Origin of the sequence: Protofrankia sp. Cr2, assembly GCF_963555885.1 — a bacterium.
GTDB lineage: Bacteria > Actinomycetota > Actinomycetes > Frankiales > Frankiaceae > Protofrankia.
In genome coordinates this window covers 103,736-112,481 of the sequence record NZ_CAUVXG010000003.1, presented here as the reverse complement: position 1 = coordinate 112,481, position 8,746 = coordinate 103,736, and the positions used below count along the sequence as shown (strand labels likewise).

The 8,746-nt window shown below is 67.4% G+C and carries 8 protein-coding genes and 1 pseudogene; 3 read left to right on the top strand and 6 right to left on the bottom strand.

Going from position 1 to position 8,746, the window contains the following annotated elements:
* Both U9978_RS03290 and guaB read right to left on the bottom strand, forming a co-directional pair.
* Positions 1-150, bottom strand: a pseudogene (locus tag U9978_RS03290) (GuaB3 family IMP dehydrogenase-related protein); the annotation flags it as partial.
* 83 nt (positions 151-233) lie between these two features.
* A complete protein-coding gene (guaB, locus tag U9978_RS03285) occupies positions 234-1,784 on the bottom strand; it encodes an IMP dehydrogenase (protein ID WP_322759521.1) in 1,551 nt (516 codons plus the stop codon).
* A 474-nt stretch (positions 1,785-2,258) separates the two neighbouring features.
* Between guaB and U9978_RS03280 the strand changes: the two genes are divergently transcribed.
* Complete coding sequence (locus U9978_RS03280; protein ID WP_322759520.1) at positions 2,259-2,669, top strand: DUF5319 domain-containing protein; 411 nt, start codon at positions 2,259-2,261, stop codon at positions 2,667-2,669.
* Positions 2,670-2,688: 19 nt separating this feature from the next.
* Here U9978_RS03280 and U9978_RS03275 read toward each other — a convergent pair whose 3' ends face one another.
* Complete coding sequence (locus U9978_RS03275; protein ID WP_322759519.1) at positions 2,689-3,813, bottom strand: MerR family transcriptional regulator; 1,125 nt, start codon at positions 3,811-3,813, stop codon at positions 2,689-2,691.
* A 153-nt stretch (positions 3,814-3,966) separates the two neighbouring features.
* Between U9978_RS03275 and U9978_RS03270 the strand changes: the two genes are divergently transcribed.
* The gene (locus U9978_RS03270; protein ID WP_322747196.1) at positions 3,967-4,299 is read left to right on the top strand and encodes a WhiB family transcriptional regulator; all 333 of its coding nucleotides are present in this window, start codon (positions 3,967-3,969) and stop codon (positions 4,297-4,299) included.
* 373 nt (positions 4,300-4,672) lie between these two features.
* On the opposite strand, the gene groL is transcribed toward U9978_RS03270, so the two are convergent.
* The 3 genes from groL to U9978_RS03255 all read right to left on the bottom strand — a co-directional run bounded on the left by groL (position 4,673) and on the right by U9978_RS03255 (position 8,321).
* Complete coding sequence (gene groL, locus U9978_RS03265) at positions 4,673-6,307, bottom strand: chaperonin GroEL (RefSeq protein ID WP_322759518.1); 1,635 nt, start codon at positions 6,305-6,307, stop codon at positions 4,673-4,675.
* Positions 6,308-6,540: 233 nt separating this feature from the next.
* The gene (gene groES, locus U9978_RS03260; protein WP_322747238.1) at positions 6,541-6,849 is read right to left on the bottom strand and encodes a co-chaperone GroES; all 309 of its coding nucleotides are present in this window, start codon (positions 6,847-6,849) and stop codon (positions 6,541-6,543) included.
* 518 nt (positions 6,850-7,367) lie between these two features.
* Complete coding sequence (locus U9978_RS03255) at positions 7,368-8,321, bottom strand: UDP-glucuronic acid decarboxylase family protein (RefSeq protein WP_322759517.1); 954 nt, start codon at positions 8,319-8,321, stop codon at positions 7,368-7,370.
* 164 nt (positions 8,322-8,485) lie between these two features.
* Here U9978_RS03255 and U9978_RS03250 point away from each other — a divergent pair.
* Positions 8,486-8,746: hypothetical protein (locus tag U9978_RS03250; protein ID WP_322759516.1), on the top strand; the 261-nt coding region annotated here is incomplete at its 3' end.

Genomic DNA, 8,746 nt, shown 5'->3' with positions numbered 1-8,746 from the left:
GACCGGCAGGTCGAAGCGATAGGCGTCGATCTCCCATGCCAGCGACACGTCCGCAGGGTCACGGGTCCGCCGCGACGGCACGATACCCAGGGCGTCGAGTCCGAAGGCGACCCGCCCGCTCTTACCGATACCGATCTCGACCTCAGCCACTGTGTCCTCTCACCGGGAACCTCTCACCGGGAGCCTGCCACCGAAGGTGGGGCCACCGGAAGCCGGGTGGCCCCACACGCTGGTCACCGTGCGTTGTAGTTCGGCGCCTCGACAGTCATCTGAATGTCGTGCGGGTGACTCTCCTTGAGCCCGGCCGAGGTGATACGCACCAGCCGGGCATCCCGCTGAAGGGCGCCGATCGTGGCTGCACCGGTGTACCCCATAGCCGCGCGTAGCCCTCCGACCAGCTGATGGGCAACCGCAGCCAACGGCCCCCGGTAGGGGACCTGTCCCTCGACACCCTGCGGAACAAGCTTGTCATCGGAGAGAACGTCGTCCTGGAAGTAGCGGTCCTTCGAGTAGGACCGGGCCGGGCCCCGACTGCGCATCGCACCCAACGACCCCATCCCGCGGTATGCCTTGAACTGCTTACCGTTGATGAAGATCAGCTCACCCGGGCTCTCATCAACCCCGGCCAGGAGGCTACCAAGCATCACCGTGTCCGCGCCGACGGCGATCGCCTTGGCGATGTCGCCGGAGTACTGCATCCCGCCGTCACCGATCACCGGGACGGCGGCCTCCCGCACGGCCTGCGCGCACTCATAGATCGCGGTGACCTGCGGGACCCCGACCCCGGCCACCACCCGGGTCGTGCAGATCGAGCCCGGCCCCACCCCCACCTTGATGGCGTCGGCACCGGCGTCCACCAACGCACGTGCACCTTCCGCGGTCGCGACATTTCCCGCGACCACATCGAGTGGGCTGCCGTCCAATCTGGCCGGCAGATCGGACTTGATGCGCCGCACCATGTCCAGCACGGCCCGGGAGTGGCCGTGCGCGGTGTCCACCACCAGGAAGTCGACCGCGGCCGCGACAAGCTCCTGCGCGCGCTTGTACGCGTCCTCCCCCACCCCGATGGCGGCACCGACGACGAGGCGTCCATCCGAGTCCTTGGTGGCCTGCGGATACTGCTCACGCTTGGTGAAATCCTTGACCGTGATCAGCCCGCGCAGGCGGCCCATGTCGTCCACCAGGGGAAGCTTCTCGATCTTGTGCCGGCGCAACAGCACCAGCGCGTCGTCCACCGACGCCCCGACTGGTGCCGTGACGAGCGGCATCGGGGTCATGACGTCACGCACCAGCCGGGAATAGTCCCGCTCAAAACGAATATCACGATTCGTGACGATGCCCACCAGGTGACCATCCGATTCGGTCACCGGAACCCCGGAAATGCGGTAGCGGGCCATGAGCTCGTTGGCATCCTCGATGGTGGCATCCGGGCCGCAGGTGATGGGGGTTGTGATCATCCCTGACTCGGAACGCTTGACCATGTCGACCTGCTGCGCCTGGTCGTCGATGGAAAGATTGCGATGCAGGACGCCTACGCCTCCCTGCCGCGCCATCGCGATCGCCATCCGCGCCTCGGTGACGGTATCCATCGCCGAGGACAACAACGGAACGGCCAACCGGATGTGCCGGGACAACCGGCTGGACGTGTCGGCATCCGCCGGCATGATGTCCGATTCCGCCGGGAGTAGCAGCACGTCGTCGAAGGTCAGCCCCAGCATGGCCAGCTTCGCCGGCAGCATCGGCCCCGGCTCTGACCCGGCCGGCTGGACAATGGGACTGTTCATGGCACCTTCCGTTCACGCCTCGTCACCCGCCGCGCCGATCAAACCCGCGTCCCCGCGCGCTGCACGCTCGTCCCACGATCCCATTGAACGGAGAGGAACGCGGTCCCGGCTCCAACTCCAGCCATGGGCGCAGGGACGCGCGGTCGGGCACCGGCACGGGCTCCAAACTCACATCCTAGGACCCATCACAGCCTCCGGGCGCGCGACAAAAAACCATGATCGCACACCCTTTAGCCGGCAGGACCCATCACAGCCTCCAGGCGCGCGACAAAAAACCATGATCAACTGAACGGTGAGATCCACCGAAACAACCGATCCAGTACTGAATATGTCGCGCTGCGCAATAATCGAGCACCACCGACTACGAGACGGGCGCAAAACGGTGGTCCGGACAGGTCGAAACGTGCAATCCGCACATCGGCCGACGCCTGGAGTCGCCCATCGGTGCCACTAGGAGGCCGTGTCCGGCGTAGCGTGGTCGGCGTGAGCGACGAGCCTCTCGACCCCTTCGCGGGCGACCCCGAGGATCCGACAGCGGAGCTCGCGCACCTCGACCCGGTTGAGGACACCGAGCTGCTGGAGCCCCTATCGCCGCACGAGCGTGAGGAGATACTCGCCGAACTCGGAGACCTCGACGTCTTCCGGACCTTGCTGGAACCCCGCGGCTACCGCGGCCTGGTCGTTGACTGCGAAGGATGCGCGGAACCGCATTTCTTCGACTGGGATCTGCTGACGGGCAACCTTCGCCACCTTCTCGACGAAGGCCGCACCAGGGTCCATGAACCCGCATACGCCCCGGACCCGTCGTCCTATGTCAGTTGGGACTATGCACGCGGCTATGCCGACGGCGTCTACGAAACAAGCGAGGCGTCGGAAGCAGGCTGATCCGGCGAGCCGCGTCGCTCTAACGCTCGAGCGGAGCCCCGGTGAGCAGGTCGAGGGCTTCGTGCAGGGATTCCGCGTGACGGACTCGCGCCGGAAGGGTCGCCCGGTGCCACCCCGAGCCGCCGACGATGATCGATGTCGATGGCCGGGTCACCGGTAAGGCGTTCAATGCCTGCGCATCCGCGGACGTCCGACGCTGCGACCACAGGAAGACCGCGACCGGCCCGGTACGGGCGACCGCGGTCCGCAACGCGGCGACCGGCACCGCCGCACCGAGGATGCGAGCCGTGACACCCCGCTCAGCCAGACCTGCCGCCAGCGCGCTCAGCGCAAGGCTGTGCTGCTCGGCCGGGGTACACGCAAGCAGCACCGGTCGGGCGTAGGTGTCGACCGCACGATCCGCGGCACGGCGGAACACCGCCGCGACACAGTCACTGAGCAGATGTTCAACGTCCACGGCGTCGCCGCGCTGTTCCCAGCGCCTACCCACGGCGACCAGCACCGGGCAGACGAGCTCCTGCCATGCTGCGACGACGCCGTCCGTCTCGACGGCGTGGGCCATGATGCGGGTGACCGCCGACGAGTCGAGCGCCATGGCCGCGCGGGCAAGTCCCCGGGCCGCGATACCTGCATCCGCCAGCGACAAGACCCGGCCGCCCGAACCCCGTGAGCCGGCCGGGTCCGCAACCGCCGGCTCATCGGGACCGCCACGATCGCCCTCCACCGGATCCGCGACCCCGACGCGCTCCCCGGTGGTAGCCGGCGGGTCCGCGTCACCGCGGCCGGATCCGCCGGCGAAGGGTTCGGGCCCGGCAGCGTACGTATGATCACCACTGGCCGCTCGGACCGGGGCCAGCCAACGCGGTTCCGGTAGGTCATCGACCAGTGTGGTTCTGGCGATCCGGGCCGCTTCGGCGGGCGCGATCCCATCCTGTGTGAGTCGACACATGAACTCCAGACGGGCCAGGTCGTGTGGGCCGTACCTGCGGCGGGTACCGGACACATGGTCGGCCGGACCGAGCCCGTACCGACGGTTCCATGTTCGAAGGGTCGCGGGCGCGACGCCCAGCCGCCGGGCAACCGCCGCGACTGTGTACCGCGGGTTGCGCTCCGCCGGCTCCGGGGAGGGGGTCACAGCGCTCATGGTGGCTCTCGGCGACCGTACCCACAACTTGGCGACTAACCGGCTCCGACCGACCACGCGCCGAATGATTCTCTGTGTTGAACAACATATGGCGCGGCACTACGGTGTAGCTGCGGCGCCTGCCGCCCATGGTTGAGAGGGGGGCTCAGACCGATGACCGATGTCCGACGACTTCCAGGCCCCGGTGCCGAGAAGTGGGAATGGCAACTTCACGGTGCGTGCCGTGGAGAGAGCACGGAGCTCTTCTTCCACCCCGAAGGTGAGCGAGGCCCGGCCCGCGCGGCTCGCGAGGCCGCCGCAAAGGCCGTCTGTGCACGGTGTCCCGTGATCCAGGCCTGCGCTGAGCACGCCCTGCACGCCCGCGAGCCTTACGGGGTTTGGGGCGGGCTGAGCGAGTCCGAACGAGAAGGCATCCTGACCGGCCGAACGCGTCGCGGCGCGGCGCGACACAGCCCGTCGCGCCCCGGTCTGGCTCCGGCCTGCTAAGAGCGCCCGGCCGCAGGCGGTGCGATTGCGATCTCCGTCGCGCCGCCACCACGGGCGGGCGCTCCGTGGCGACATCCACGGACAAGTCCATCACACGGGTTGGGTCACCCGCGACGTGTGACCGCACCGCTCGAGGAGATCGACCTCGGCGGGATCGAAGAGATCGACAGGGAACCCGCAAAGGCCCGGCAGGACGTTGACCGTCCTGCCGGGCCGAGAGGGCCAACGGCGGCGCGATCATGATTTTTCGCGCCGCCGGCGGCCGGGATCCCCGGTGCACTGAGGGAATCCACCACGCGGTGCCACGGGTCGGTGCGACCGACATCCGCGGGAGTACGACTGTCAGGATCCCGGCGGGCCGGATCCCGACAACTCAGAAACCCGGGCCGTGCGAGTGGCCGTGGTTGTGACCATGGCCGGCGGCGGCCGCGGCCTTCGACGGCTTCTCCGCGACGAGGCTTTCGGTCGTGAGCAACAGTGCAGCGATGGACGCGGCGTTGGCGACCGCCGAGCGGGTCACCTTCACCGGGTCGACCACGCCGTCGGCGATCAGGTTGGTGTACTCGCCCCGGGCCACGTTGAAGCCACTGCCGACGGGCTGCTCCTTCACCTTCGCAACGATCACGGCGCCTTCCAGGCCGGCGTTGTTCGCGATCCAGGTCAACGGAGCGCTGAGCGCGTCACGAACGATCTGTACCCCGGCCAGTTCGTCGCCCGTGAGCCCGAGTCCCCCGTCGAGGGCCGCGCCGGCATGTACCAGTGCCGACCCACCGCCCGCCACGATGCCTTCCTCCACCGCAGCGCGGGTGGCGGACACGGCATCCTCCAGACGGTGCTTCTTCTCCTTGAGCTCGACCTCGGTGGGCGCACCGACTCTGACCACGGCGACGCCACCGGCGAGCTTGGCGACCCGCTCCTGCAGCTTCTCGCGGTCCCAGTCCGAGTCGCTGGCCTCGATCTCGCCCCGAAGCTGGCGTACTCGGTCGGCAATGGTCGTCTCGTCCCCGGCACCGTCGATGATGGTCGTGGTGTCCTTGTCGACCACGACTCGACGCGCCCGCCCGAGCTCAGCCAACCCGACCGAGTCAAGCTTGAGACCGACCTCGGCAGCGACGACCTGTCCCCCGGTGAGGACGGCGATATCCTGCAGCATCGCCTTGCGGCGGTCGCCGAAGCCCGGCGCCTTGACCGCCACGAGCTGGAAGGTCCTGCGGATCGCGTTGACGACGAGAGTCGACAGCGCCTCCCCCTCGACATCCTCGGCAATGATCAGAAGCGGCTTCCGCGCCTCCACGACCTTCTCCAGCAGCGGAAGGACGTCGCCCAGCGCACTGATCTTGCCCGGGTGCAGGAGCACGTACGCGTCTTCGAGGACGGTCTCCATGCGCTCGGAGTCCGTGACGAAGTACGGGGATATGTAACCCTTGTCGAACTGCATCCCCTCGGTGAGCTCGAGCTCCAGTCCGAGGGTCTGACTCTCCTCGACGGTGATCACACCGTCTTTGCCGATCCGGTCCATCGCCTCGGCGATGAGCTCGCCGACCTTCGCGTCCTGGGCGGAGATCGCCGCGACGTGCGCGATGACCTCCTTCGAGTCCACCTCCAGGGCCTGCTCCAGCAGGGCGTTGGAAACGGCCACGACCGCGGCCTCGATACCCGCCTTGAGAGCCACCGGCGGCGCCCCGGCCGCGACCTGTCGCAGACCGCTGCGCACCATGGCCTGGGCGAGCACGGTCGCGGTCGTGGTGCCGTCGCCGGCAACGTCGTTGGTCTTGGTGGCGACTTCCTTGGCGAGTTGGGCGCCGAGGTTCTCGTTGGGGTTGTCGAGCTCCACCTCGCGCGCGATCGTCACCCCGTCGTTGGTGATCGTCGGTGCGCCGTAGGACTTGTCGATGACGACGTTGCGGCCACGCGGGCCGATCGTCACCTTCACAGCGTCCGCGAGGGCGTTCACGCCATGCTCAAGCGCATGGCGAGCGTCCTCACTGAATGTCAGAATCTTGGGCATACGTGGTCCTCCCGAACCGGCTCAGGGCGTGTCTGCCCCTGGGCGTGCCGCCAGGAAATCGCTCGATGGACCCCGGGAGCAGGAACCCACGCGACCGCGGAGCATTCCGGTGGGGGTGATGCGAGCGAAGATTCGGAAAGCACGCCCTAACGGCGATCGGGCGTGCTCCACCGATCCGGACGAATGCCATCCAGAACGGCGAAACACGCCCTTGGATCCTGCCGGAGACAGGCCTACTTCTCGATGATCGCCAGCACGTCGCGGGCGGAGAGAACCAGGTACTCCTCACCGGCGTACTTCACCTCGGTGCCGCCGTACTTGCTGTACAGAACGACATCGCCGACCGTTACGTCGAGCGGGACCCGCTTGCCATCCTCGAACCGGCCGGGCCCGACCGCGAGGACGGTGCCCTCCTGCGGCTTCTCCTTGGCCGTATCCGGGATCACGATGCCTGACGCGGTGGTCTGCTCAGCGTCTGACGGCTGGACGACAATACGATCTTCGAGCGGCTTGATTGCAACCTTGGTGGCGGTCGTCACGATCGACCTCCCCCTTCCTGCGCTGGATGAGAGAGCGACCCTGGCGGCCTGCCGTCGCGGGGGAACAGGCGCCTGCTGTCGCTGGCACTCTCGTGTGCCGAGTGCCAACTTAGCACCCACCTCGCCCACGTCAACCAACACGGTCAGAACTGTCAAGCGAGTCCGCAGCCGTGGTCGCCGGTCAGCCCGCCGAACCCGGCCACGACCGGGAGTTGCCGGGCCCGCCGGGCCGGGCCCGACCCGGTCCGCCGGCGCGACGGGCACCGACCGGGACCCGGTCCGGCGGCGGCCGGAGGACAACGGGTCCGGACTACCCGGGCGGCCCACCATGGCCCGCATCTGCCGGCTACCGCCGTGTCAGAGCGCCCGGCAATAGGGGTGTGGATCAAGAAACGGGGCTGGGGCACGTAGATCGCGAGGCGGAGGAGGGAGGCACCCTGGTGTTGGGTGTCGACCGACGACAACGACGCGAGGTGCGTGCCCCAGCCCCGCGACGCCGCGCCCCCTATCGCCGGTCGCTCTTAGTGCGCCCGGCTGATGACGTCGGGGTGCTCGCGAAACCAGGAAACCGTGGTATCGAGACCGGTCCGCAGATCGACGACCGGTTCCCAGCCCAGGACCTCACGGGCCAGCGAAATGTCGGGCTGTCGGATCGTCGGGTCGTCCTCCGGCCGTGGAATGAACGAGATCTCCGATTCACTTTTGGCGACTTCGCGGACGAGTTCGGCAAGCTCGAGGATCGACAATTCGTAGGGGTTGCCGATGTTCATCGGACCGGGATGCCCGGAGAACATCATCCGTACTATGCCCTCGACCAGGTCGTCGACATAGATGATCGACCGGGTCTGACTGCCGTCGCCCGCCACCGTTATCGGTTCACCGCGCAGGGCCTGGGTCGCAAAGGCAGGGATCGCCCGACCATCGTTGGGACGCATCCGCGACCCGTGGGTATTGAAAATCCGGACGATTCCGGTGTCGACCGCGTGACTTCGCCGGTAGGCCATGGTCAGCGCCTCGCCGAACCGCTTGGCCTCGTCATACACGCCCCGCGGCCCTACCGGGTTGACATGGCCCCAGTAGTTCTCGGGCTGTGGATGGACCTGCGGGTCCCCATAGACCTCCGAGGTCGACGCCAGTATGAAACGCGCGCCTTTTTCCTTCGCCAGACCAAGGGCGTGCAGCGTACCGATCGAGCCGACCTTCAACGTGTGGATCGGTAGATGCAGATAGTCGATCGGGCTCGCCGGCGACGCGAAGTGCAACACGTAATCGACCGGACCAGGAACATGAACGTAATCCGTTACATTACAGCGGACCAGTCGGAATCCCTCGCGGTCCGCAAGATGAGCGACGTTCGCCGGGGTCCCCGTGACGAAGTTGTCCAGGCAGAGGACCTCATGGCCCTCAGCCAACAGCCGCTCACACAGGTGCGACCCCAGAAAACCGGCACCTCCAGTGACAACGCTTCTTTCCATCAGGCCCCCTCCTGGTCATTGGTATTCGGTCCGCGTGACGATACGCGCATGAAGTCCCACCCCCGTGCGGACCGCGCGAGAAGGCTCGGCGGGACACCATCGAGGACGGACGCGGCGGCGCCGGTCGATGGTTTACCGCCCACCGACGGTTCGCTCCCCTGCGGATGGAGGAGAACGACGACGACGTCTCCACTGTCGCCGACGCCACGGTAGATCTCCGCCGATGTGCCCATCAGAGCCTGATCCAACCAGGCCAGGAGGTCATCCAGGCATCCCTCGGCCGCATGCGCTTCCCACATGCGCGTCACCTCAACCACAACCCCATCTTCGACCATGCCGAACTAGGCCATGGTCGGCGACGTGCCGGTATGAACCAAAAAGCCGACAAAGCCAGCCCGGCCAAAGGGCGTGCGATCATGCTTCTA

Coding starts and splice junctions, on each gene's coding strand:
- guaB (WP_322759521.1), bottom strand. CDS start 1,784: ATGAACAGTCCCATTGTCCAGCCGGCCGGGTCAGAGCCGGGGCCGATG.
- U9978_RS03275 (WP_322759519.1), bottom strand. CDS start 3,813: ATGAGCGCTGTGACCCCCTCCCCGGAGCCGGCGGAGCGCAACCCGCGG.
- U9978_RS03270 (WP_322747196.1), top strand. CDS start 3,967: ATGACCGATGTCCGACGACTTCCAGGCCCCGGTGCCGAGAAGTGGGAA.
- groL (WP_322759518.1), bottom strand. CDS start 6,307: ATGCCCAAGATTCTGACATTCAGTGAGGACGCTCGCCATGCGCTTGAG.
- U9978_RS03255 (WP_322759517.1), bottom strand. CDS start 8,321: ATGGAAAGAAGCGTTGTCACTGGAGGTGCCGGTTTTCTGGGGTCGCAC.